Source organism: Phenylobacterium sp. (genome assembly GCF_041691455.1).
Classification (GTDB): domain Bacteria; phylum Pseudomonadota; class Alphaproteobacteria; order Caulobacterales; family Caulobacteraceae; genus Phenylobacterium.
The window spans coordinates 28,001-50,229 of sequence record NZ_JBEPUO010000017.1 but is presented as its reverse complement, the minus strand read 5'-3'; the positions used below and the strand labels follow the sequence as shown (position 1 = coordinate 50,229).

Annotated in this window: 21 protein-coding genes; 10 read left to right on the top strand and 11 right to left on the bottom strand. The window is 70.2% G+C overall.

Translation table 11 applies throughout. From position 1 onward, the window contains the following. Positions 1–51 precede the first annotated feature (51 nt). Entirely contained in the window at positions 52–261 is a 210-nt protein-coding gene (locus ACESMY_RS16965; protein ID WP_372785797.1) for a hypothetical protein, read from the bottom strand. Positions 262–428: 167 nt separating this feature from the next. Between ACESMY_RS16965 and ACESMY_RS16960 the strand changes: the two genes are divergently transcribed. The 4 genes from ACESMY_RS16960 to ACESMY_RS16945 are packed head-to-tail and all read left to right on the top strand — an operon-like array spanning position 429 to position 5,535. Then, entirely contained in the window at positions 429–3,293 is a 2,865-nt protein-coding gene (locus ACESMY_RS16960) for a peptidoglycan-binding protein (RefSeq protein ID WP_372785796.1), read from the top strand. 44 nt (positions 3,294–3,337) lie between these two features. After that, a complete protein-coding gene (locus ACESMY_RS16955) occupies positions 3,338–4,261 on the top strand; it encodes a sulfite exporter TauE/SafE family protein (RefSeq protein ID WP_372785795.1) in 924 nt (307 codons plus the stop codon). Then, complete coding sequence (locus ACESMY_RS16950) at positions 4,261–5,052, top strand: TIGR02186 family protein (RefSeq protein WP_372785794.1); 792 nt, start codon at positions 4,261–4,263, stop codon at positions 5,050–5,052. The genes ACESMY_RS16955 and ACESMY_RS16950 overlap by 1 nt, the downstream gene beginning before the upstream one ends. Then, a complete protein-coding gene (locus tag ACESMY_RS16945) occupies positions 5,053–5,535 on the top strand; it encodes a DUF3429 domain-containing protein (protein WP_372785793.1) in 483 nt (160 codons plus the stop codon). It abuts the gene before it with no gap. On the opposite strand, the gene pdeM is transcribed toward ACESMY_RS16945, so the two are convergent. Genes pdeM through ACESMY_RS16925 form a run of 4 tightly spaced genes read right to left on the bottom strand, consistent with a single transcriptional unit; the run spans position 5,532 to position 9,987 of the window. Next, complete coding sequence (pdeM, locus tag ACESMY_RS16940) at positions 5,532–6,263, bottom strand: ligase-associated DNA damage response endonuclease PdeM (protein ID WP_372785792.1); 732 nt, start codon at positions 6,261–6,263, stop codon at positions 5,532–5,534. The genes ACESMY_RS16945 and pdeM overlap by 4 nt on opposite strands. Further along, positions 6,260–8,734 (bottom strand): ligase-associated DNA damage response DEXH box helicase, encoded by a 2,475-nt coding sequence (locus ACESMY_RS16935; protein WP_372785791.1) that lies wholly within the window; start codon positions 8,732–8,734, stop codon positions 6,260–6,262. The genes pdeM and ACESMY_RS16935 overlap by 4 nt, the downstream gene beginning before the upstream one ends. A gap of 51 nt (positions 8,735–8,785) precedes the next feature. After that, positions 8,786–9,718 carry a phytanoyl-CoA dioxygenase family protein gene (locus ACESMY_RS16930; RefSeq protein ID WP_372785790.1) on the bottom strand — a complete coding sequence of 311 codons (933 nt, stop codon included), beginning with the start codon at positions 9,716–9,718 and terminating at the stop codon, positions 8,786–8,788. Next, the gene (locus ACESMY_RS16925; RefSeq protein WP_372785789.1) at positions 9,715–9,987 is read right to left on the bottom strand and encodes a hypothetical protein; all 273 of its coding nucleotides are present in this window, start codon (positions 9,985–9,987) and stop codon (positions 9,715–9,717) included. Before ACESMY_RS16925 ends, ACESMY_RS16930 begins: the two co-directional genes overlap by 4 nt. A gap of 130 nt (positions 9,988–10,117) precedes the next feature. On the opposite strand from ACESMY_RS16925, the gene ACESMY_RS16920 reads away from it, so the two are divergent. Then, complete coding sequence (locus ACESMY_RS16920; protein ID WP_372785788.1) at positions 10,118–11,269, top strand: trans-acting enoyl reductase family protein; 1,152 nt, start codon at positions 10,118–10,120, stop codon at positions 11,267–11,269. A 50-nt stretch (positions 11,270–11,319) separates the two neighbouring features. Here ACESMY_RS16920 and ACESMY_RS16915 read toward each other — a convergent pair whose 3' ends face one another. Both ACESMY_RS16915 and gstA read right to left on the bottom strand, forming a co-directional pair. Continuing rightward, positions 11,320–11,691 (bottom strand): hypothetical protein, encoded by a 372-nt coding sequence (locus ACESMY_RS16915; RefSeq protein ID WP_372785787.1) that lies wholly within the window; start codon positions 11,689–11,691, stop codon positions 11,320–11,322. Positions 11,692–11,787: 96 nt separating this feature from the next. After that, positions 11,788–12,390: a glutathione transferase GstA gene (gene gstA, locus ACESMY_RS16910; RefSeq protein ID WP_372785786.1), complete on the bottom strand. Its 603-nt coding sequence runs from the start codon at positions 12,388–12,390 to the stop codon at positions 11,788–11,790. A gap of 125 nt (positions 12,391–12,515) precedes the next feature. On the opposite strand from gstA, the gene ACESMY_RS16905 reads away from it, so the two are divergent. Both ACESMY_RS16905 and ACESMY_RS16900 read left to right on the top strand, forming a co-directional pair. Next, positions 12,516–13,490, top strand: coding sequence for an SDR family NAD(P)-dependent oxidoreductase (locus ACESMY_RS16905; RefSeq protein WP_372785785.1), 975 nt, complete (start codon positions 12,516–12,518; stop codon positions 13,488–13,490). A 2-nt stretch (positions 13,491–13,492) separates the two neighbouring features. Continuing rightward, positions 13,493–14,251, top strand: coding sequence for a PIG-L family deacetylase (locus ACESMY_RS16900; RefSeq protein ID WP_372785784.1), 759 nt, complete (start codon positions 13,493–13,495; stop codon positions 14,249–14,251). Here ACESMY_RS16900 and ACESMY_RS16895 read toward each other — a convergent pair. After that, entirely contained in the window at positions 14,209–15,390 is a 1,182-nt protein-coding gene (locus ACESMY_RS16895; protein ID WP_372785783.1) for a Gfo/Idh/MocA family protein, read from the bottom strand. The genes ACESMY_RS16900 and ACESMY_RS16895 overlap by 43 nt on opposite strands. Before the next feature lie 76 nt (positions 15,391–15,466). Beyond that, positions 15,467–15,730, bottom strand: a complete 264-nt coding sequence (locus ACESMY_RS16890) for a hypothetical protein (protein ID WP_372785782.1) — start codon at positions 15,728–15,730, stop codon at positions 15,467–15,469. An 84-nt stretch (positions 15,731–15,814) separates the two neighbouring features. Here ACESMY_RS16890 and ACESMY_RS16885 point away from each other — a divergent pair, with 84 nt between their 5' ends. Beyond that, positions 15,815–16,573, top strand: a complete 759-nt coding sequence (locus tag ACESMY_RS16885; RefSeq protein ID WP_372785781.1) for a class I SAM-dependent methyltransferase — start codon at positions 15,815–15,817, stop codon at positions 16,571–16,573. Here ACESMY_RS16885 and ACESMY_RS16880 read toward each other — a convergent pair. Together ACESMY_RS16880 and ACESMY_RS16875 are read right to left on the bottom strand one after the other, a co-directional pair. Next, positions 16,570–18,378, bottom strand: coding sequence for a transglycosylase domain-containing protein (locus tag ACESMY_RS16880; protein WP_372785827.1), 1,809 nt, complete (start codon positions 18,376–18,378; stop codon positions 16,570–16,572). The genes ACESMY_RS16885 and ACESMY_RS16880 overlap by 4 nt on opposite strands. A gap of 120 nt (positions 18,379–18,498) precedes the next feature. Further along, entirely contained in the window at positions 18,499–18,996 is a 498-nt protein-coding gene (locus ACESMY_RS16875; protein ID WP_372785780.1) for an OmpA family protein, read from the bottom strand. Positions 18,997–19,112: 116 nt separating this feature from the next. Here ACESMY_RS16875 and ACESMY_RS16870 point away from each other — a divergent pair, with 116 nt between their 5' ends. Together ACESMY_RS16870 and ACESMY_RS16865 are read left to right on the top strand one after the other, a co-directional pair. Continuing rightward, the gene (locus ACESMY_RS16870) at positions 19,113–20,309 is read left to right on the top strand and encodes a cytochrome P450 (protein ID WP_372785779.1); all 1,197 of its coding nucleotides are present in this window, start codon (positions 19,113–19,115) and stop codon (positions 20,307–20,309) included. A gap of 82 nt (positions 20,310–20,391) precedes the next feature. Further along, positions 20,392–22,209, top strand: coding sequence for an NF038122 family metalloprotease (locus ACESMY_RS16865; protein ID WP_372785778.1), 1,818 nt, complete (start codon positions 20,392–20,394; stop codon positions 22,207–22,209). Positions 22,210–22,229 lie beyond the last annotated feature (20 nt).

Genomic DNA, 22,229 nt, shown 5'->3' with positions numbered 1-22,229 from the left:
CGGTCCGGCGGGCTGAAAGTCCAGTGAACTCGCGGTAACGAGCCCGCCGTTCTATCGGTTCGGCCCCGTGGTCATCCCCAGGAGGTTCACAACGTGGACCAGCATGGCCAGCAGGCCTGCGGCCGCCAGCAGCATGAGGAAGCGCCAGGGCATGAGCCGGGGTCCGCGATGCGGATTGGGCGGTCGCGCGCCGCGCCAGCCGGCGAAGACCGCGAACGCCAGGAAGGCCGCGCCGATCGTGAGCGTGAGGGGAAGATCCATCTGCGACGCCATATCGCAGGCGGGCCCTCGGAACGGAAGCACCGCCCCTCGCGGGGACCGAACCGTCCACAGCTCAAGGCTTCAAACCACTACATCTAGCGTTAAGCGCTAATTTACACCCTAGGGAACGGTGCTAGCGTCGATCAGTCCAAGGAGGGGCTGATTCGATGACGGCGGCGGCGCCATGGAGCGTCAAAGGCATCGATCCGAAGGCCCGTGAGGTCGCCAAGGAGCTTGCCCGCCGTTCGGGCATGACGCTCGGCGAGTGGCTGAACCGGGTAATTCTCGAGGACGATGTTCCCGAAGAAGTAACTTCGGAGGCGCACTTTAGCTCGCGGCCGCAGCGCGCCGTGACCGAAACGCCGAAGTCCTTCATGCCCACCTCTCCGAGCACCTCGGGGCCCGATGACCTGGGACGGATCGCGTTCGCGCTCGATCTGCTGACTGACCGCATCGAATCCTCGGAGATGCGGACGGGTCTGGCGATCTCCGGCGTGGAGCACTCCGTGCGCCACGCCATGGCGAGGCTCGAGACCGCGGAACGCGAGCAGCTGGCGGTGGCCAGCCGCCAGGACGCCGCCGCCGAGAAGCTCGCCGCCGAACAGGCCGCCGCCGCCGAACGGCTACGGCGCATGGAGGAGGAAGTTTCCGGCCCCCGCTCGACCGAAGCGCTGCGGGCTCTGGAAAACGCCATCTCCCGCGTGGCCGGCCAGGTCGTCGACGGCGAGGAACGCCGCCGCGAGGGCTTGGCGACGCTGGAGGCCCGACTGGCCGCGGCCGAGGCCGGCGACGACCCCAAGGTGCTCATCGAAGAGGTCGTGACGCGGCTCGGGCAGCGCATGGCCGACGCCGAGGCCCGCACCGGCGAGGCTCTGGAGAGCCTGCGGGATTCGCTTGTTCAACTCGATCAGCGTATGCACGCCGCCGACGGCAGCGTTCGCAGCGACATGGATCGCCGGCTGGAGGCGCTGGCTGACCAGCTGACCCAGCGCGTCGAAGAAGCCCGCGCGGAGATCGCCGACCGGCTCGCCTCCGCCGGCTCCGAGCAGATGGAGGTGCGCCTCGGCCAGATGGCCGACGAGGTGGCTGCCGTCGAACAGCGCTCGGCGCGCGCTATTGAGACCATGGGCCGAGAGGTCTTGAGCATGGCCGAAACCCTGAACCGGCGCGTGCAAAGCGCCGAGCAGCGCAGCGCCGAGGCCATCGAACAGGTGGGCGGGGAGATCGCGCGCATCGCCGGGGCCGTGGAAGGCCGCCTGGGACGCACCGACCAGCTTCACGCCGAGGCGCTGGAGCGCCTCGGAGCCGAGATCGGCCGCATCACCGACCGGCTCACCGACCGCATCCTCCAGTCAGAGCGGCGCGCCGCCCAGGCCATCGACGACGTGGGCGAGCAGGTCGCCGCGGTGACCGAGCGGATCGAGCAGCGCCACGAGCGCGCCGCCAGCGACCTGGCCGAACGCCTCCGTCAGAGCGAAGAACGCAACGCACGGCTGCTTGAGGCCGCGCAGGACCGGCTACGCGACGAGCCCATCGCCCTGCCGTTCCGCGAACCGGTTGCGGAGCAGCAGCCCGAGGAGCCGACGCCCGAACCGTTCAGTAGGGCGCCCACTGAACTGGCCGCCGAGCCCCGTGTCGAAGACGCGGGCGAACCGGAGCCGGCCGCCGCGCCGGTCCAGGCCGAGGCCGTGGCCAGCGACGCCCTGGCCACGCCGATGGTGTTCGGCGCCGAACTCTTCTCGCGCGCCGAGTCGGTCAACCAGCCGGCGCTCGATCCGGGCAATCCGGCCTTCGACGAAGAGGACTTCGCCGCCGTCGACGCCTTCGCGCCGATCTCCGAGCAGGAGCGTGAGGAAGACCCGCTCGACCTGGAGGCCCCCAAGTTCCGCGAGGACGCACGGTCGCTTTCGACGCGCGAAGTGATCGAGCAGGCCCGCGCCACGGCGCGCGCCGCGGCCGAGGCGCGCCGCGATGCGACCGTTCATGCGCCCGAACCCTCGCCGCGCCGCGCGCGCCGCGGACTGTTCGCCGCGCTCAAGCCCGGTCGTCCGACCTCCACCTGGCAGACCGCCCTGATGGTTGCGGGCGGGGCCGCGTTCCTCAGCGTCGGGGCCGCGGGCGTCGTCCTGATGGAAGGCCCCCACGCCGCGCGCCTGGCGCCCGAGGCGCGGGCGATCGAAGGCACCGCGCGGGCCGCCCTGGCCCTGAGCCCGGGAAGCGACGCGACCGCGCCGCCGCCGGCCGCCATAGAGACTCCGCCGGCGCCCGTTGCGTCCGCCGCCGCCACGGCCGGAACCGATCCGGTGGCGACCGACTATGTGGAAACCGTGCGGGCGGTCGAGGCGAAACAGCCCGGCGCGCTCGCCCATATGAAAACCCTCGCCGACGACAGCTGGGCGCCGGCGCAGCTCTACCTGGCGCGGCTCTACGAGACCGGCCAGGCCGGGGTCGTCCAGAACCTCGCCGAGGCCCGCCGCTGGACCCAGCGCGCCGCCGAGGCCGGCGATCCGCCGGCCATGCACAACCTGGCGCTCTACTATTTCCGCGGCGAGGGCGGGCCGCAGGACGCCGCCGCCGCCGCCCAATGGTTTAAGAAGGCCGCTCAGCACGGCGTGGTGGATTCGCAATATAATCTGGGCCTGCTCTACCAGTCGGGGTCCGGCGTGCCGCGCGACCTCGCCCAGGCCTATCGGTGGTTCAGCATCGCGGCCAATGCCGGCGACCCGGAGGCGAAAGCCAGCGCCACCGACCTGGCGGGCAAGCTGCCGGCCACCCAGCTGGCCGCCGCCGAAAGCCAGGCCGCCGCGTTCGAACCGGCCCTGGGCGTCACCGCAACCCCCGCCTCCGGCCTCTCCGTCCTCGCCGCCCAGAAGGTCCTGGGCCGCCTCGGCTACTACAAGGGCCGGCCGGATGGCGCCGTCTCGAGCCAGCTGAAGCTTGCCGTGACCGCCTATCAGCGCGATCAAGGCTTGGCGGCCACCGGGTCGCTGGACCCGGCCACCGTTTCCCGGCTCTCCGTCCTCACGCGTTGAGCCGGGTGCGGGCGCGCCGCTCGTAACCCCCGAGGCGCTGAACGTTGGACCTCTACCTGCCCATCGCCGAGGTGTCGGTGAACGCGCCGCTCCTGGTGGCGCTGGGAGCGCTGGTGGGCTTCATCTCCGGCATGTTCGGCATCGGCGGCGGCTTCCTGATGACGCCAGTGCTGGTGTTCCTAGGCATTCCGCCCGCCGTCGCCGTGGCCAGCATGTCGAACCATGTCGCGGCCTCGTCGATGTCGAGCGTGATCTCCTACGGCCGCAAACGCGCCGTCGACTTCCGCATGGGCGGCGTGTTGGCGGGCGGCGGCGTCGTTGGCGCCGTGGCGGGGGTGGAAATCTTCCGCTGGCTGCGGCTCTTGGGCCAGGCCGATCTGGTGGTGGCGCTCTCCTACCTGATCTTCCTGGGCGTCATCGGAAGCCTGATGTTCTGGGAATCGATCGGGGCGATCCTGCGCCGTCGCAGCAACGTGCCCGCCCCGCCCCGCCGCGACCGCCGGCCCCCCTGGCTCTACGGCCTGCCGCTGAAGATGCGTTTCCCCCGCTCGCGGCTCTACATCAGCGTGATCCCGCCCATCGCGCTCGGGGCTTTCGTGGGCGTGCTCTCGGCGATCATGGGCGTGGGCGGCGGCTTCGTGCTGGTGCCGGCCATGGTCTATGTCCTGCGGATGCCGGCCAGCGTGGTGGTCGGCACCAGCCTCTTCCAGATCATCATCACCACGGCGCTCACCGGGGTGCTGCAGGCCGGCCGCAACCAGACGGTCGACATCCTGCTGGCGACCCTGCTGCTGGTCGGTGGCGTGCTGGGCGCCCAGTTCGGGGCCCGGGCCTCCTCCCGCTTCCGCGCCGAGGAGCTCCGCGCGCTCCTGGCGCTGATCGTGCTGCTGGTGGGCCTCAGGATGGGCCTCGGCCTCTTCTTCACACCGCACGAGCCCTTCGTGCTGATGTCCGGGACCGGCGGCTGATGGCGCTCGCCCTCCCGCCCGCCGCCCTCCCGCCCGCTGCCCCGGCGCCGGCCAGCTCGGCCGTGATCTCGGCGGCGCTGACCGAGACCAATGTGCGGGTGAACTCCGACTTCCGCGGCGACCAGATCGTGCTCTACGGCGCGGTCTTCGATCCGCTTTCGCGGCCCAGCGATGTGGTGGTCATCGTGCGCGGGCCCGATCAGCCGGTGCGGATCGCGCGCAAGAGCCGGGTGGCCGGCGTCTGGGTGAACAGCCGCCCGGTGGTCTTCCAGGGCGCGCCGGGCTTCTATATCGCCGCCTCGACACGACCGCTGGACGACATCGCCCGCTTCGGGGTGCTTCGCCGGCTGGGCGCGGGGGTCGACCACCTGGCGATCAACGCCCCGGCCGAGCAGCGCACGGAGACCCGCTACGGTGTGCGCGACGTGGTGGTGAGCCGACTGGGCGCCGACTACCTCGACTGGCGCCGCGCCGTGGTGCGCCTGAAAGAGGCCGAGCACCTCTACGACGTCGACGAACGCGGCGTGCGGTTCGTCGACAAGAACCTGTTCCGCGCCGAGATCGCGCTGCCCGCCGAGGCCCCGATCGGCCGCTACGACGTGCGCATCCTGCTGTTCCAGAACGGCCAGCCGGTCTCCGAGAAGGACCGTACACTTACGGTTGAGAAAGTCGGCGCTGAACGCAGCCTTTACCTTTGGGCCCATGAGAGGCCATGGTCCTATGGTCTAGCTGCGATGGCCTTCGCGCTGGCGGCCGGTTGGGCGGCTTCGTCCGCGTTTCGGAGAGACTGAATGGTGACGGACATGCCGGAACCCGCAGCTCGCCACGATTCCATCCCGCCGGCGCTCTGGGGCATTGCACTGAGCGCGCTCGCGCCTTTCCCGGTCTCGGCGATCGCCTATGGCTGGGGCGCCGCCGACGTCGCCCGCCCCGCGCTCACGGTGATCCTGACCTGGTCCGGCGTCGTGCTGGCCTTCCTGGGGGGCGTGCGCTGGGGCATGGAGACCGGCCGGCCGCAGCCCCGAGCCGAGCGCCTCTTGATCTCGGTGCTGTCTCCGGTGGTGGCCTGGAGCCTGCTGGCCGCCCGCCACCGCATTCCCGACGGCTGGATCGTCGCCGGCTGCATCGGCGCTTTCCTGGTCCAATGGCTGTTCGACCACCAGGCGCCGGACGTGCCGTCGCGCTATCCGAAGCTGTCGACAGCGCTCACCGCCGGGGCTTGCATCTCGCTCGCCGTCTGTCTCGACCAGGCGATGAAGACCGGGCACGTCTAGTCGCCGGCGAGCGACCGCCAACCCACCGCGTGCACTCGGCCGTTTCCGAGTGCGCCCGCCAGGGGCGGTCGGACGAACAGGCCGTCGAAGGCCTTGTCCCGCACATTCAGTCCTCCGGCGTAGGCGCCGAAGGCCGGCAGGATCATCCGCTCGGCGTCGGTGACGAAGCAGCGCCTGCGCACCGTGCCGCGCGTCGCCTTCACGCGGGCCGCGGGATGCAGGTGGCCGGAGACCTCGCCCGGCTGCGGGCCGGCCCGGGGTTCGTGGCGCAGCGTGAGGCCTAGTAGGTCCAGCTCCGCGGCGACCTCGCCGGGGAGCGCGCGGGGACCGTCCGCGTCATGGTTGCCGATCACCCAGACCAGCGTCCGGCCGCGCGCCAGGTCGCGCAGGCGCTCGGCGTCGTCGTCGGCCAGCCGGGCCTCGGACTTGCGGTCGTGGAAGGTGTCGCCCAGCAGGATCACTGTCACGGGCGCCAGGGCCTCGACCTCAGCGGCCAGGCGCTTCAACGTCTCGCGGGTGTCGTAGGGCGGCAGCATCTGGCCGCGCGCGGCGTAGGAGGAGCCCTTCTCCAGGTGGAGGTCGGCCACCACCAGCGCCCGCGCCGCCTCCAGCCAGAGCGCGCCGGAGCAGCGCAGCATGGCCCGAACCGCGCCGATCGGCGTCCACAACGAGCCGCAATCGGCGACTGCGTGGTCGTAGACAAAGGACTTGGCGGCCAGGGCGTTCATCCCAGCGCCTCGGCGATCAGGTCGTCCTCGGCTTCGCGCAGGATCATGGTCTCCCCCGTTTGCCCCGGCGCGCGCTCCTTGCCGATCTCCAGCAGGATGGGCACCGAGAAGGGCGACAGATGCTCCAGCGCCGCATGCCGGATCCGCCCCTTGATACGGGCCAGCATCTGCCCCAGCCGCGCCACATCGATGAGCCCGGTCGCCGCATCGTCGCGCGCGCACCGCAGCAGGAGGTGGTCCGGCTGATGGCGGCGAAGGGTGTCGTAGATGAGGTCCGTGGAGAAGGTGATCTGCCGCCCCGATTTCTGTTGCTCGCCCGGGAAGCGCCGCTCGATCAGCCCCGCGATGATCGCGCAGCCCTTGAAGGCGCGCTTCATCATGAAGCTTTCGGCGAGCCAGGCTTCCAGGTCGTCGCCCAGCATGTCCTCGTCGAACAGGGCGCCGAAATCGAGGCCTTCGAGGGGGTTAAGCGCCCAGATCGCCATGGCGTAGTCGTTGCAGACGAAGCCTAGCGGCGCGGCGCCGATCCGCTCCAGCCGCCGGGTCAGCAGCATGGCCAGCGTAGTGTGCGCCAGGCGGCCTTCGAAGGGGTAGCAGACCATGAAGTTGCGCCGGCCGCGTGGGAAGGTTTCCAGCAGCATCTCGTCTTCCTCGGGAATGACGGAGCGGTCGCGCTGCGCCTCCAGCCACTCGCGAACGTCGGTGGGCAGCACCTGCCAGTGGGCCTGGTCGTACATCAGCTGGCGCACGCGCTTGGCGAGGTAGGTGGAGAGCGCGAACTTCGAACCGCCCCAGGACGGCATCTTCGGGTCTGCCGAGGGCGCGGGCTGGACGAGGACGTCGAGGTTGGTCACGCCCACCAGCCGCCAGACCTGGCCCGCGAAAACGAAGGTCTCGCCGGGCTCCAGCATCTCGATCATGCCCTCTTCGATCTCGCCGACCTTGCGGCCGCCGCGGCCGCCCCGCATGGCGATCCGGACCGACAGCATGGCCGGCGAGACGATCGCCCCGACGTTCAGCCGATGGCGTTGGGCGGTCTCGGCGTTGCGCACGCGCCAAAGCCCATCCGGGCCTTTCACGATCCGGCGGAACTTGTCGTAGTTCTTCAGCGCATAGCCGCCGGTCGAGACGAAATCGACGACCTGCTCGAAGTCCTCCCAGATCAGCTCGCGATAGGGACCGGCGCTGCGGACCTCGTCGTAGAGCGCCAGGAGATCGAAGGGCTCGGAACAGGCGCAGCCCATGACGTGCTGGGCGAGCACGTCGAGCGCGCCGACGCGGGGCGGGTCGCCGTCGAGCTTGTTCTCGGCGATGGCTTCGCGGGCGGCCTGACACTCCAGCATCTCGAAGCGGTTTGCCGGCACGAAGATCGCGCGGCTGGGCTCGTCCAGCCGGTGGTTGGCCCGGCCGATCCGCTGCACCATCCGCGAGGCGCCCTTGGGCGAGGCGAGCTGGATGACCAGGTCCACGTCGCCCCAGTCGATGCCGAGGTCGAGGGTCGAGGTGCAGACCACGGCGCGCAACTCGCCCCGCGCCATGGCGGCCTCGACCTTGCGCCGCTGCTCCGCGGCGAGGCTGCCGTGGTGCAGCGCGATCGGCAGGCTGTCCTCGTTCAGGCGCCAGAGCTCCTGGAAGGCGAACTCGGCCTGGAAGCGGGTGTTGACGAAGACCAGCGCGGTCCGCGACTTCTTGATGACGTCATAGACCTCCTGCATGGCGTGCTGGGCGGTGTGGCCGGCCCAGGGCACCTTCCCCTCCGACAGCAGCACCTCGACGATCGGCTCCGCGCCGGCCGGCCCGCGCACCAGGTCGATGGAGCTGTTGCCGCCGGCGCTGTGGTTGGCCATCCAGGCCTTGATCACCTCCGGGTCGTCGACGGTGGCCGAGAGCCCCACGCGGCGCAGGTTCGGCGCGAACTGGGCGATGCGGGCGAGGTCGAGCGCCAGCAGGTCGCCGCGCTTGGAGGCGTGCAGGGTGTGAATCTCGTCGAGGATCACGCACTCCAGGCTCTCGAAATAGAGCCGCGCCCCCTCCCACGCGCAGAGCAGGGCCAGTTGCTCAGGCGTGGTCAGCAGGATCTCCGGCGGCTTCATCCGCTGCCGCTGGCGCCGCGAGATGCCGGTGTCGCCGGTGCGGCTCTCCGCGGTGATCGGCAGACCCATCTGCAGGATGGGGGCGCCCAGGTTCCGCTCCACGTCCACCGCCAGCGCCTTGAGCGGCGAGATATAGAGGGTGTGGAGACCGCGGGGCGTGTTGGCCGGCGGCCGCTCGGCAAGCGCGATCAGGCTGGGCAGGAACCCGGCCAGCGTCTTGCCCCCGCCGGTCGGCGCGATCAGCAGGGCGTCGCGACCCGCCTGCGCCCGCTCGATCATCGCCAGCTGGTGGACGCGCGGGCTCCAGCCCCGGCTGGCGAACCAGTCGGCGAACCGCGGGGGCAGGAGATCGGCGGCAGGGACCGCGCTATCGGCCATCCTCGCCCTATAGCATGTTCATGTTACGTTTCACGCCCAAACAGGCTGCCCTCAAGCCCGCGCCGGGTTCTCCAGGCGGGTCATCCAGTGGTCGGCGTCGAAGGTGGGGTCGCCGCTCAACCGGCGCCAGAGCTTGATGCGGTTCACATATTCGAGGCGCCCGGTATCCTGCTCGAACCAGGGCTCCGGCGTCATCAGGATGCTCTCCACGGTCTCCGGCTGCGGCGTCTTCACGAAGAAGATCGGCCGCTGGGCGGGTTCGGCCGGCAGGGTCGCCATGTCCCACAGGCGCACCTGCGGAACGGTGGGGTTCATGCGGATCTTGAACATGGTCCGCGTGCGGTCCGACAGGTTCACCCCGCCGCCGTGCCAGATGCCGTTGTGCAGGAAGAGCAGGGTTCCGGCCTCGCAGACCATGTGCTGCTGGCCGGCGATGTTCTGGTAGCGGCCGAGCGCCACCTCGCTGACCCGCCGAAGGTGGGTGCCCGGGATGAAGCGGGTGCCGCCCATCTCGCGGGTCACCTTGTGCGGGTAGTACATGACCTGCAGGTCGAACCCCTCGGAGGGGTCGATCGTTGAGTCCTGGTGGGTGTGCTGGGAGACGTTCTCGCCACCAGCCGCGTCGTAGTAGGCGGGCGGGAAGGTGACGTGCAGGAAGTGGTGGTCGAAGACCGGGTCGGGGCCGGCGAGACTCTGGATCGCGCCCCGGACCAGCGGCAGGGCGAGCAGCCGCTCGACGGCGCTGCCCTGCGGATAGGCGGCGGCGAGCGGGCCGCCGGGCGGAACCTCGGGAATCTGGGCCCTGGCGAGCAGCTCGCCGTAGGTGTGCATCATCTTGCGGCCGGGCTTCGGGTAGTCCGCCTCGCCCGCCTCGGCCAGGAACTGGTCGTTGATCTCGGCCGGCACGACGCCGTCGAAGCGAAGGAAGCCGCGGGCGACGAAGCGGGCCATTTCGAGCGAGCTGAGCAGTGGCAGGGCGGTCACGCGGCGGCCTCCACGAGTTTCTCGAAGAAAAACTCGTATTTCAGGTAGGCGAGGTCGAACTCATCGCCGCGGGTGTGCGGCAGGATCTGCGCGGCCTGGAAGAGCCGCCAGCCGTCTTTCAGGGCCTCGACCCCAGTGCGGTAGGGCGCCTGGTCGTCGTCGCCGGCCATGGGCCGCGTCTCGCCGGTCCCGTCATAGACCGCCCAGGCCACGGTGGGCGCGTCGAGCGCCGAATTGGCCAGATATAGAACCAGCACCTTTTGGCGCATTCGTTTCCTCCCGCCCGCCGCCGGATGAGGCGCAGGCCGCCCTCGCGCAAGCCTGCCATGCGGACGATTTACTTACGACGTAAATTATAGGCAAGGTGCCGCCGCCTCATTCAACGGAGACCCGCGGGCCATGAACCCCAACGCCGAGTTCGACATCATCGTCTATGGCGCCACCGGCTACACCGGCCGCCTGGTCGCCGAATACCTTGCCCAGCGCTACGGGATCGGCGGCGAGGTGAAATGGGCGATGGCCGGGCGCAGCGCCCAGAAGCTCGCCGAGGTGCGCGACGAGATGAGCCTGCCGGCCGAGACGCCGCTTGTGGTCGCCGATGCCGACGACCGGGGCTCGCTCGACGCCATGGTCCGCCGCGCCAAGGCGATCATCACGACGGTGGGGCCCTATCAGCTCTATGGCGACAACCTGGTGGCGGCCTGCGTCGCGGCCGGGACCGACTGCCTCGACCTGACCGGCGAGCCCAACTGGATGGCTCAGATCATTGGCGCCCACGACGCGGCGGCGAAGAAGAGCGGCGCGCGGATCGTCCATTCCTGCGGCTTCGATTCCATCCCCTTCGAGCTCGGCGTCTTCTTCGCGGAAGAGACCGCCAAGGCGAAGCTCGGCGGGCCGGTCCCGCGTGTGAAGGGTCGCATCCGCGGCATGCAGGGTGGGCTTTCCGGCGGCACGGCGGCCAGCGGCGCTGCGACCATGGCGGCGATGCAGAAGGATCCCAGCCTGATCGCGCTGATGATGAACCCCTTCGCGCTTACCCCCGGCTTCCAGGGCCCCGAGCAGCCTCCGGGTAATGCGGTGGAACATGATCCTGACGTGGGCGCCGACGTCGGTCCGTTCATGATGGCGGCGATCAACACCAAGAACGTCCACCGCTCGAACGCCCTGATGGGGCATCCCTGGGGCGAAGACTTCAAATATGACGAGATGTCGATTGTGGTCCCGGGCGCGCCAACCGAGTTCACCGGCATGGGCCCCAATGCGCCGAAGCCCGGCGAAGGGCCCTCGAAGGCCGAGCGCGAAGCGGGGTTCTACGACATCGTCTTCGTCGGGATCGCCGACGACGGGCGCAAGGTGAAGGTCTCGGTGAAGGGCGACCGGGATCCGGGCTACGGCTCGACTTCGAAGATGCTGGCCGAGGCGGCGATCTGCCTCGTCAAGGACGCGCCGGACGTTCCAGGGGGTGTCTGGACGCCCGGCGCCGCCATGCGGACGAAGCTCATCGACCGGCTCCAGGGGAACGCCGGTCTGACGTTCACGGTCGAGGGCTGAGCGAGGGTTGAGGACGCGCTCTAGGTCGCGTCCTCAGCGCCGCGCCGCGGTCAGCAGGCGTAACGGCTGGTCACCGGCACGCGACGGCCGATGTAGGGGTCCCAGACCCAGCGGGTGCTCTCGCAGGTCCGATAGCCGCCGTCATAGGCGTAGTACCCGTCCGGATAGTAGCCACGGTCATAATAGCCGCGGTTGTAGTTGTAGCTGTGGCCGTTGCTGGCGATCGCCGCGCCGAGCGCGAGGCCCACGACGCCGGCCGCGAGGGCCGCGCCGCCGTTGTTGTTGCCCCGGTAGTAGTGACCGCCGCCGTAAGAGCCGCCGTAGTAGCCGCCGTGCGGCCGGGCTTCGGCGGGCGCCGCCGTGGCGCACACCGCGCCGCCCAGGGTGATCGCCGCCATCGCGGCCGTGAGAAGCTTTCTCATCTTGGCCTCCTTGTGAGTGGGTAACGGCCCGAGGGCCGAAGTGTTCATGCTCACAAGGCTATGAATTGGCGACTGAATGCAGCCTGAACGGGCCTGTTAGGAAGCCGCAGGCTCGGCGAGCCCCTCGTGCTCCAGCGCCAGGCGCACCGCCGGCCGGGCCTTCATCCTGGCGACGAAGGCCGGCAGCGGATCGGGCAGGGCGATCGCCGTCTTCTGCGCCCACAGGCACATCACGAAGAGGTAGGCGTCGGCGACGCTGGCCTGGCCGCCGAACAGGTAGTCGTCCTTCAGGCGCTCGGCGAGATGGGTCAGCCGCTTGCCGATCATTTCCCCCGCGGCGGCTTTTTCGGCTTCGCTGGCGTCCGGCTTGAAGAAGGGTTTGAAGCTCTTGTGGATCTCGGTGGAGATGAACGCCAGCATCTCCAGCAGCCGGTAGCGGCCCATGGGCCCTGACGGCGCCAGCGAGGGGTCCTGGTCGGCGATCCAGCTCAGGATGGCGATGTTCTCCGTCAGGACCTGGCCATCGTCGAACTGCAGGGCGGGCACATAGCCCTTCGGGTTGATCGTCAGATAGTCGCGGCCGTCCTCGGTGCGCTTGGTCTTGGTGTCGACCTTGACCCGCTCGAAGTCGAAGCCGGCCTCATGCAGGGCGATGTGATCGGCGAGGCTGCAGGCGCCGGGTGAGAGATAGAGTTTCATGAGGTCCATCCGTTCTGGCGTGCGTCTTCGAAAACCCCCGCCGCGGCCCGCCCGTTCCCCGGCGTCACGGTGGACGCCCGGCGGCCGGCGGGTCAAGCTGGCGGCGAGCCATCAGGGGAAGCGCTATGCAGGACTTCGCAGGCAAGATCGCCGTCGTCACCGGCGGTGGCACCGGCATGGGGCGCGAACTCGCCCGCCAGCTGATCGCCGAGGGCTGCAGCGTCGCCATGTGCGACGTCTCGACCCGCAACATGGCCGAGACCATCGCGCTCTGCGAAGCCGACGGTGTGCCGCAGGGCGCGCGGATCACCGCCCATCAGGCCGACGTGTCGGACGAGGGTCAGCTGATCGCCTTCCGCGATGCGGCCGCCGTGGCGCACGACACCGACAAGATCCACCTCCTGTTCAACAACGCCGGCATCGGCGGCGGCGGCTCGATGATCGCCGACAGCCGCGAGGAGTGGGAGCGGACCTTCAACGTCTGCTGGGGCGGGGTCTATCTGGGCGTGCGCACTTTCCTGCCGATGCTGCAGGCCGCCGACCAGGCGCACATCGTCAACACCTCCAGCGTCAACGGCTTCTGGGCGAGCCTCGGCCCCAGCGTCAGCCACACCTCCTATGCGGCGGCGAAGTTCGCGGTGAAGGGGTTCTCGGAGGCCCTGATCACCGACCTGGCGCTCAACGCCCCGCACATCAAGGTTTCGGTGGTCATGCCGGGCCACATCGGCACCTCGATCGTCGCCAACTCCCGCAAGGTGATGACGGGGCGCGACGAGGATACGCTGAGCGAGGACGACCTGGCCCGCGCCCGCGCCCGGATCGCCCGGATGGGCATCGACGTCACCCAGATCGCCGACGACGCCCTGCAGGCCATGGTCGCCGAACAGGCGCGCCGCTTCCTGGAGGAGGCTCCGATGACTGCCGCCGCCGCCGCCACGGTGATCCTCGACGGCGTCAAGGCCGACCGCTGGCGTATCCTGGTGGGCGAGGACGCGCACAAGATGGACACCCTGGTCCGCAAGGATCCCGAGGCGGCCTACAGCCCCGAGTTCTTCGCCGTCCTGGCCACCGAAGTCGGCTGGCGGCTGGGCGGCAGCTAGCGGTGGCGACCGTCCTGGCGGTCCACGCCCACCCCGACGACATCGAACACCTGGCGGCCGGCGCTCTGGCGGTGCTGGCGGCGGGGGGCCACGCGATCCGGATCGCCACCCTCACCGCCGGCGAGTGCGGCTCGACGGAGACCGACCTCGCCGAGACCGCGCGGGTCCGCAAGGACGAGGCGGCGCGCGCGGCCGACCTCATCGGGGCCGAGTATCGCTGCGCGGACCTGCCGGATCTCGGGGTCTTCAACGATGACCGCTCGCGCCGGGCGGCCACCGAGCTGATCCGCTGGGCGAGGCCCGACGTGGTGCTGGCCGCCTCGCCGGCCGACTATCACCCCGACCACGAGGCCGCGAGCCAGCTCATCCGAGACGCCTGCTTCGCCTCGTCCGTGCCGAACTACCGAACGGGGCCGTCCGCGGCGCTGGAGGCCATCCCGCACCTCTATTTCATGGACCCGATCGGCGGCCGCGACCGGGAGGGAAACCGCATCCTCGCCGATTTCGGGGCCGACATCGCCCGCGGCTTCGCGCTCAAGCAGCAGATGCTGGCCTGCCATGTCAGCCAGGCGGAATGGGTCGCGCGCCAGCACGGGATTTCCGATCATCTGGCCTCGATGGAGGCCTGGTCGCGACGTCGCGGCCGCGACTTCGGCGTGCCGTTCGGCGAGGGCTTCCGCCAGTACCGGCACGAGCCCTATCCCAAGACGCCGCTGCTTCAGGACCTGCTGGGCGAGGCGCTGGTCATGGCCGCGTCGTAGCGCGCCCACATCGGCCGGCAGTCGAGCACCTCGCCCGACCCCATCGCCTCGTCGATGGCCATCACCGTCAGGCCGGCCTCCAGGCTGTCGAACGGCGTCACGGGAAACGCCGCGCCGTCGCGCAGGCTCGCCAGCAGGTCGCGGGCCATGTCCTGGTCGGCGCCGTTGTGGGCGTCCGCCGTGCGGTTCGCATAGTCGATCCGCTCGGGCTTGGCGCGGGCGAGGGCGCGGCGGACCATCAGCTTGTTGCGCACCAGGTCGGCGATCAGCGTCCCCTCGGTCCCGGCCACGTACCAGCGCCGCTCGGTCAGGCCCACGTGGCTGTTGGCGTGGAACGACAGGCGAACCTGGTTCTCGTATTCGACGATCGCGGTCTGGTGGTCGGTGACGTCCATGTCCGACTGGAAGGCGTCGTTCGCGCCCGCCCAGCCGGCGTCGTGCAGGGCATAGGCCGCCTCGCCGGTGTCCCAGGTCTGCGGCGCCGTGGCCGCCCGCTCGGCGGTGAAGATCCGCCGTCCGCCGAAGCTCGCCACCCGCGCCGGCCGTGCGCCGGCGATGCGGCCGAAGATATCGAAATCGTGGCAGACCTTGTCGAGCAGATAGGAGCCGCCCCACGCGGCCCTGCGCCGCCAGTTGCGGGCGAGGTAGCCGCCGTGCTCGGGCGGCAGGTGCTCGGTGGCGTCGATGGAAACGATCTCGCCCAGCTCGCCGCCATCCACCCGGGCGATCACCTCGCGCACGATGGGCATCGAGCGCATGACCAGGCCGATGTAGAGCGCCGGCATCCCGCCCGCGGCGAGCCGGCTCGCCAAGGCCAGGCTCTCGGCCTGGGTGCGGACGATCGGCTTCTCGGCGAACACCGGCCAGCCGGCGTCGAGCGCCAGGTTGATGTGCTCGAAGTGCAGGTGATTGGGCGTGCCAACCATGACCAGGTCATAGGGCCCGTGCGCGAGCAGCTCGGCGGCCGTCGCGAAGACCGGCCCTTCGGCAATCCCGGCGGCGGCGAGGATCGGCGCGCCGACCGGGGCGGGATCGACCTGGCCCGCCACCTCCAGGCGCCAGCCGACCTCCTGCATGGCCGCCAGCACATGGGCGATCCGCTGGCCCAGGCCGATCACCCCGATCCGGTAGGTCTTCATCGCCGCGCGTCGCCCCCGCTATCGAGGCACCTCAGCATGTTCCACGGCGATGGGCCACCGGACCGGCGGCGGGCGGCTACTTCTTTTCGGGCGCGGCCGGGGGCGCGGCGGTCGTGGTGGTCACCGGGCCCGAGCCGTCGACCGGCGTCGAGGAGGCGGTGGCCGCCTGTTGGGCCTGGGACTGCAACTGCGAGTCCGGAACAACGCTCGCCGGGGCGTCGGTGGTGACGGTCGCCTTGGCGGTGCCGGTGTCGGCCTCCGCCTTGCGGTCCTTGCTGCAACCCGAAACGCCGAGCGCGAGAACCACCGCGGCGGTCAGGGCCAGGTGAGTTGATTTCATGTTCGCCGTCCTTCTTGAGGAAATCTCGCTTCCTCAACTACAGGCTTCGCGGTCTTGTTCCGGCCCCCCATGGAGCCCCGGGCCATGCTGAAGACCGTCGACTACGACCAGCGGCAACACACCGTCTACGCCCAGGGCCGCGCGATCGCCCCGCAGGTGACGCTAGCGTGGATGGAGGTCTTCGCCCGCCATCTCCCCCGCCGCCGGCCGCTCGAGCTGATCGACCTCGGTTCGGGTTCGGGCCGCTTCGCCCCGGCGCTGGCCGACGCCTTCGGCGGTCCGGTTCGAGGCGTTGAGCCCTCCGCGGGGATGCGCGGGCTGGCCGAGGCGTCCGCGGCCCATCCCCAGGTGGCCTATCTGGAGGGCGACGCCGCGCGCATTCCGTTGCCGGACGCCAGCGCCGACGGTGTGCTGATGTTCCTTTCCTACCACCACGTGCCGGACCGAGCCGCGGCGGCCGTGGAGATCGCCCGGGTGCTGAAGCCCGGCGGCCGGCTGCTGATCCGCAGCACCTTCGCCGACACCATGCCGCAGCTCTGGTGGCACCAGTTCTTCCCGAGCGCGCGGCGGATCGAGCTTGAGATGTTCCCCTCGGTCGCCGAGGTGGCGGCGGCCTTCACCCCGGTCGGCCTGATGCGGGTCGCCTTCGACAGCCTCGAGGAGCGGTTCGCCGGCAACGCCGCGGAGATGGCCGCGCGCCTACGGCTGAGGGCGATCTCGACCTTCGAGCACATCGGCGAGGCGGAGATCGAGGCCGGCTTCGCCCGCCTCGACGCCTATGTCGCCGCCGACGATGGCGTCCAGCCGATCGTCGGGCGCAGCGACCTGCTGGTCCTGGGCTAGGCCGGCGCCGTCGGCTGCGGCGCGGCGTCGGCGGGCGCGGCCGGGCCGGTGATCGGCGTCGGCGTCACCGGCAGGGGCGGCGGCGGCCCGGGCGGGATCGGCCCGTTCGGCAGGCGCTTCAGGGCCTGGACCATGTAGCTACGCCAGATCTCTGACGGCGCGGTCGCCCCGGTGATCCGCTTCATCGGGGTGGCGTCGTCGCGGCCCGTCCAGACCACAGTCACCAGGCCGCCGGTGTAGCCGCAGAACCAGGCGTCCTTGTAGTCGGACGTCGTGCCGGTCTTTCCGGCCAGGTCGTAGCCGGGGATCGCCGCGTGGGTTCCGGTGCCCGAGGCCATCACCGTGCGCATCATCCGCTGCATTTCGCCGAGCGGCGGGTTGAGGATCGCCTGGGCCGGGGCCGGCGCGCGGCGCTGGAAGAGCACTTGGCCCCCGGCCGTGCGGATGCGTTCGATGCCGTAGGCCGCCACGCGGTAGCCGCCGTTGCCGAATGCGTCGTAGGCCTGGGCCATCTCCAGCGGAGAGACCAGGGTCGTGCCCAGCGCCATGGCCGGATCGGTGTTGACGGTGGAGACGATCCCCAGCCGCCGGGCCGTCGCCGCCACGTTCTCGCGTCCGACCTCGTCGGCGAGCCGGGCGGCCACCGTGTTGATCGAGTGCGCCAGGGCCTGTTCGAGGGTGATCGGGCCCAGGAATTCCGGTTCGAAGTTGCGCGGGGACCAGCCGTTGATGGTCACCGGTTCGTCGACCACCTGCACGTCGGGCGTACGGCCGGCTTCCATTGCGGTCAGGTAGACGAAGGGCTTCCAGGCCGATCCCGCCTGACGGTGGGCGTCGACGGCGCGGTTGTAGGGCGCCTTGGCGTAGTCGACGCCGCCGACCATGGCGCGCACCCGGCCCGATCCGTCCAGTGTCACCACGGCGGCCTGGCTCACGCCCTGCTTGGCGAAGCGGATGGAGACCGCCTTGGCCGCATCGCCGGCGGCGATTTCGGTGGGCAGGTCGAGCGTGGTCTCCACGATCAGGTCCTGGCGGACGGCGCCGACCGCCTGGCGGGTCTGGCCGTCCAGCCAGTCGACGAAATATTGCGCCGGCGCGGTGGGCGCGGTCTTCCAGACCTTCGGCGTCGCGGCCAGCGCCCGGTCGCGTTCGGCGGCGCTGATCGCACCGCTCTCGACCATGGCCGCCAGCACCAGCTTAGTCCGCTCGGCTGACTTCTCCGGCTGGTCGGCGGGGTCGTAGTGGGTCGGCGACTTCAGGATGCCGGCCAGCGTCGCGGCCTCGCGCACCGTCAGCTTCGAGGCCGGCTTGTTGAAGAACCGCTGCGAGGCGGCTTCGAGGCCGTAGGCGCCTTCGCCGAAATAGACCCGGCTCAGGTAGAGGGCGAGGATCTGCTTCTTCGAATAGGTCCGCTCGAGCTGCACGGCGTACATCAGCTCGGTCGCCTTGCGCTCGATCGTCTGGTCGGCGGTGAGGTAGAGGTTGCGCGCCAGCTGCTGGGTGATGGTCGAGGCGCCCTGGCTCTTGCCGGACGAGAGGTCGGCCACCAACGCGCGCGCCATCCCGACCGGATCGAAGCCGGAGTGCTCGTAGAACCGCCGGTCCTCGATGGAGACAAAGGCGGCGGGGACATAGGCCGGCAGCTTCGCCAGGTCGACCGGCGGCGCGAACCGGCCCCCGCGCACGCCGATCACCGCGCCGGCGCGGTCGACGTAGGTGATCTGGGCTTCGCGGGTGATCGGCGGCAGACGCGGAAGGTCCGGCGCGGACAGCGAGAAGGTGGCGGCGGCGAAGAGGGCGAGCACCAAGGCGTAAGACTCCTAGCGGATGCGCGGCCCCTCAGCGCACATCCATCGCAGGCTCCTTGTGTCGCCGCTCGGCCTTACAAGAAAGATAATTCGCGGTAATGCGGCGACCGGGCGCGCCTACCAGCCGCGGCCGCGCGCGGAGATGACCAGGTGCGGGGCGGTGACGGGATCGACGGCGCCGGCCGCGAGCGAACGGATCACCGCCTGGGTCGCGCCCAGCGCGCGGAGCTGATCGACGACGGCCTTGGCGCGACCCTCGGCGAGTTCCTGGCGGTGCGCCGGCGTGCCGTGATTGTCCCCCTTGGGAAGGATCACCACCTCAACGCCGGGATTGCAGGTCAGCCAGGCCGCCGCCTTGACCAGGTTCTGACGGGCGGCGTCGCCGATCTCCGTCTCGTCGAACCCGAAGCCCACGTCTATCGGCGAGACCGAGGCGAGCGGCCCGCCCGAGCAAACCGCCGGCTTGGCCCCGATCCGGGCGCGGGTCTCGAGGACCGCCGGGCTGGGCGAAGGCTTCATCCGCGGCGTCGTGCAACCGGCCAGGGCGAGGACGCAGATCAGGCCGGCGGCGAGGGCGGGCGCGGATCGGCTGTGGAGCGGAGCATGTCGGGACATGTCTCGCCAGCTACCACCGTGTCTCCCGGGCGCCTAGTCGGGCTTGGCCCCGCCGCTTGCCTGCCGCATCGTCAAGGCGCGCCCAATCGGCCTTAGGAAACGCGCGGGAAGACGCCATGAAGATCGACCTCCTGTCGCCGGCGAGCTTCGCCGACGGCCAGCCGCACGAGCAATTCCGCTGGCTTCGCGAGAATGCGCCGGTCCGCTGGCATGACGAGCCGGGCGACGGGGCGGGCTTCTGGGCGGTCACCCGCCACGCCGACGTCTGGGCCGTGGACCGCGACTTCCAGGCCTTCTCCTCCGAGCCCACCATCATGATCCCCGACCCGCCGCCGGGGCAGGGGCAGGGCTTCGGCCCCTACAAGATGATGTTGATGATGGACCCACCGGAGCACACGGCGTTCCGCAAGCTGATCCGCCAGGAGTTCACCCTGCCGGCCGCGCGCCTGCGCGAAGAGCGCATCCAGGCCCTGGCCCGGCAGATCGTCGACGCCGTGATCGACAAGGGTGAATGCGATTTCGTGGGCGAAGTGGCGGGCGAGATGCCGTCCTTCGTGATCGCCGAGCTGATGGGCCTGCCGCTCTCCGACGGGCGCGAGCTCTACAAGCTCACCGAGACCATCCACACCGCGCCGGAAGCCCTGCCGCCGGGCGCGGGCGGGGCCGCGGTCGCCAAGATGTTCGAATATGGCTCCGGTGTGATCGCCGAAAAGCGCGCCCGGCCGGGCGACGACCTCGCCTCCAAGCTGCTCGCCTGCGAGGTGGACGGGCGAAAGCTGGAGGATGTGGAGTTCCTGCTGTTCTTCCTGCTGCTGGTGGACGCGGGCGGGGATACGACGCGTAATCTGCTGTCCGGCGGGCTGCTGGCGCTGATGGAGCATCCCGGCCAGTTCGCCTGGCTGATGGCCAACCTGCCGGATCGGCTGCCCGTGGCGCGCGAGGAGCTGCTGCGCTGGACGAGCCCGGTGATCTACATGCGCCGCACGGCCCGCCACGATGTCGAGCTCGGCGGCCAGCGGATCAGGGAAGGCGACAAGGTCGTCATGTATTTCGGGGCCGCCAACCGCGACCCGGCGGTGTTCGAGCGGCCCGACGCGCTGGACCTCGCCCGCGAGCCCAATCCGCACATCGCCTTCGGGACCGGCCCGCACGGGTGCCTCGGCCAGCACATAGCCCGCATCGAGATCGACGCCATGCTGACCGAGGTGCTGACCCGGATGACCGACTTCGAGCTGCCGGCGCCGCCCGAATGGCTGCCGTCCAACTTCATCTCCGGCCCCAGGACCATGCCATTGAGGTTCCGGGCCCGCTGAGCTGACCCAGGGCCCGGGCGCCGCCAGCGTTGACAACTGCGGGTTGCCACGCCCCAATGACCGGATCGCCGGGGGGTGTTGTATGCCGTTGGGTAGCGAAACCGTCACCCTTGCGGGGAGCGGGCTTGTCTTCAACAATACCTACGGCGCCGGTGTCACCGACGCCTATCGCGGTGCGGTGTTGGAAGCGGAGCACTTCCTCCAGGGCCATTTCGTAAGTCCGGTCACAGTCAACGTCAGCTTCGACTTCCAGTCGCTGGGCGATGGCATCGCCGAGAACCGGTTCTCCGTCTACGCGGTCAGCTATGCGGATCTGGTCGTCGCGCTCACGGCCCATGCGACCACGGCCGACGACGCATTGGCGGTTGCAGGCCTTCCGGCCATCGATCCCTCCGGCGGGCGGGGCTTCGAAATCAGCGCCGGCGAGGCGCAGGCGCTGGGCCTCTTCGGCCCGACCGGAAGGGTCGATGACACGGTCACCCTGAGCACCACTGAGCCCTGGACCTTCGGGTCCGACGCGGTTGGCGCACTGGAGCACGAGCTTACCGAAGGGGTCTTCGGGCGTGTGCAGAGTCTGGGCCTCAGCAGCCGCTTCGCCCCGCTCGATCTCTTCCGCTTCTCGCTTTCGGGCCAGCGCGATTTCACCGGCGGCCAGGATGGCGCCATTACGGTGTTTGGGGTCGACTCCAACCATCTGACGACCTTCGCCTATCACAACGCGATCAACGCAGCGGGCGTCAACGACGGCGGCGACCTCGGAGACTGGGAGTTCACCTTCTCCGACTCCTTCGGTGGGGGCGGCGGTGGGATCCCCAGCTTCATGTCGACGGTCGACCTGCGGGTGCTCGACGTCCTGGGCTGGACGCCGCCCGCCACGCCGCTACCCGGCTTCGGCGACGATTTCGCGAGCACGCTCGGCGACCCGGTAAGCCCGATGGGGCAGATCACCGTCGGCGTCGCGACGGTCGGCAACCTGGAACTGGCCGGCGACCGCGACTGGTTCCGGGTGCAGCTCAACGCAGGGACCGACTACGTCATCAACCTGACCGGCCAGGCGGGCGGCCTCGATGACCCGACGGTCTATCTCCACGGGAGTTCGGGCGGAGTGCTCGCCGTCGACGACGACATCTCCTACCCAGGCAACCTGGACTCCCGCCTCATCGTCCATGCGACCACCAGCGGGACCTTCTACGTCGAGGCGGGTTCCTTCGGCGACGAGACCGGCGGCCGCTACACGGTGAGCGTCCAGGCGGGCGCCACGGCAGCCACCGCCGGGAACGACGTGCTGGTCGGCCAGGCGGCGGGCTCGATCATCATGGCCCAGACCGGCAATGACACGATCACCGGGGACGACGCCCAGAACTACCTGCGCGGCGACGAAGGCGACGACTCCGTCTCGGGCGGCTCAGCCTTCGACGATATCAACGGCAACATGGGCAACGACACCCTGCACGGCAACGACGGCAACGATTGGGTGGTCGGAGGGAAGGACAACGACTTGCAGTTCGGCGACGCCGGCGACGACGTGGTCTGGGGCAATCTGGGCAACGACACGCTGGACGGCGGCGACGGCGCCGACCAGGTGCGGGGCGGCCAGGGTGACGACGTGCTGACCGGCGGGGCGGGCAATGACTACATCTCCGGCGACCGGGGCAACGACACCGAGAGCGGCGGGGCCGGGGCGGACCTGTTCCACGGCTCGCAGGACGCCGGGATCGACCGGGTGCTGGATTTCCATCTGAGCGAAGGCGACCGGGTGATGCTCGACCCCGGCACGACCTACACGGTGACCCAGGTCGGCGCCGACACGGTCATCGACATGGGGACGCCGGGCAACCAGATGATCCTGGTGGGCGTCACCATGTCGACCTTGCCACCCGGGACGATCTTCCTGGGCTAGCCATTCACTCCGCGGCGGGA

Coding starts and splice junctions, on each gene's coding strand:
- ACESMY_RS16965 (WP_372785797.1), bottom strand. CDS start 261: ATGGATCTTCCCCTCACGCTCACGATCGGCGCGGCCTTCCTGGCGTTC.
- ACESMY_RS16960 (WP_372785796.1), top strand. CDS start 429: ATGACGGCGGCGGCGCCATGGAGCGTCAAAGGCATCGATCCGAAGGCC.
- ACESMY_RS16950 (WP_372785794.1), top strand. CDS start 4,261: ATGGCGCTCGCCCTCCCGCCCGCCGCCCTCCCGCCCGCTGCCCCGGCG.
- ACESMY_RS16945 (WP_372785793.1), top strand. CDS start 5,053: ATGGTGACGGACATGCCGGAACCCGCAGCTCGCCACGATTCCATCCCG.
- pdeM (WP_372785792.1), bottom strand. CDS start 6,263: ATGAACGCCCTGGCCGCCAAGTCCTTTGTCTACGACCACGCAGTCGCC.
- ACESMY_RS16935 (WP_372785791.1), bottom strand. CDS start 8,734: ATGGCCGATAGCGCGGTCCCTGCCGCCGATCTCCTGCCCCCGCGGTTC.
- ACESMY_RS16925 (WP_372785789.1), bottom strand. CDS start 9,987: ATGCGCCAAAAGGTGCTGGTTCTATATCTGGCCAATTCGGCGCTCGAC.
- ACESMY_RS16920 (WP_372785788.1), top strand. CDS start 10,118: ATGAACCCCAACGCCGAGTTCGACATCATCGTCTATGGCGCCACCGGC.
- ACESMY_RS16915 (WP_372785787.1), bottom strand. CDS start 11,691: ATGAGAAAGCTTCTCACGGCCGCGATGGCGGCGATCACCCTGGGCGGC.
- gstA (WP_372785786.1), bottom strand. CDS start 12,390: ATGAAACTCTATCTCTCACCCGGCGCCTGCAGCCTCGCCGATCACATC.
- ACESMY_RS16905 (WP_372785785.1), top strand. CDS start 12,516: ATGCAGGACTTCGCAGGCAAGATCGCCGTCGTCACCGGCGGTGGCACC.
- ACESMY_RS16895 (WP_372785783.1), bottom strand. CDS start 15,390: ATGAAGACCTACCGGATCGGGGTGATCGGCCTGGGCCAGCGGATCGCC.
- ACESMY_RS16890 (WP_372785782.1), bottom strand. CDS start 15,730: ATGAAATCAACTCACCTGGCCCTGACCGCCGCGGTGGTTCTCGCGCTC.
- ACESMY_RS16885 (WP_372785781.1), top strand. CDS start 15,815: ATGCTGAAGACCGTCGACTACGACCAGCGGCAACACACCGTCTACGCC.
- ACESMY_RS16875 (WP_372785780.1), bottom strand. CDS start 18,996: ATGTCCCGACATGCTCCGCTCCACAGCCGATCCGCGCCCGCCCTCGCC.
- ACESMY_RS16870 (WP_372785779.1), top strand. CDS start 19,113: ATGAAGATCGACCTCCTGTCGCCGGCGAGCTTCGCCGACGGCCAGCCG.
- ACESMY_RS16865 (WP_372785778.1), top strand. CDS start 20,392: ATGCCGTTGGGTAGCGAAACCGTCACCCTTGCGGGGAGCGGGCTTGTC.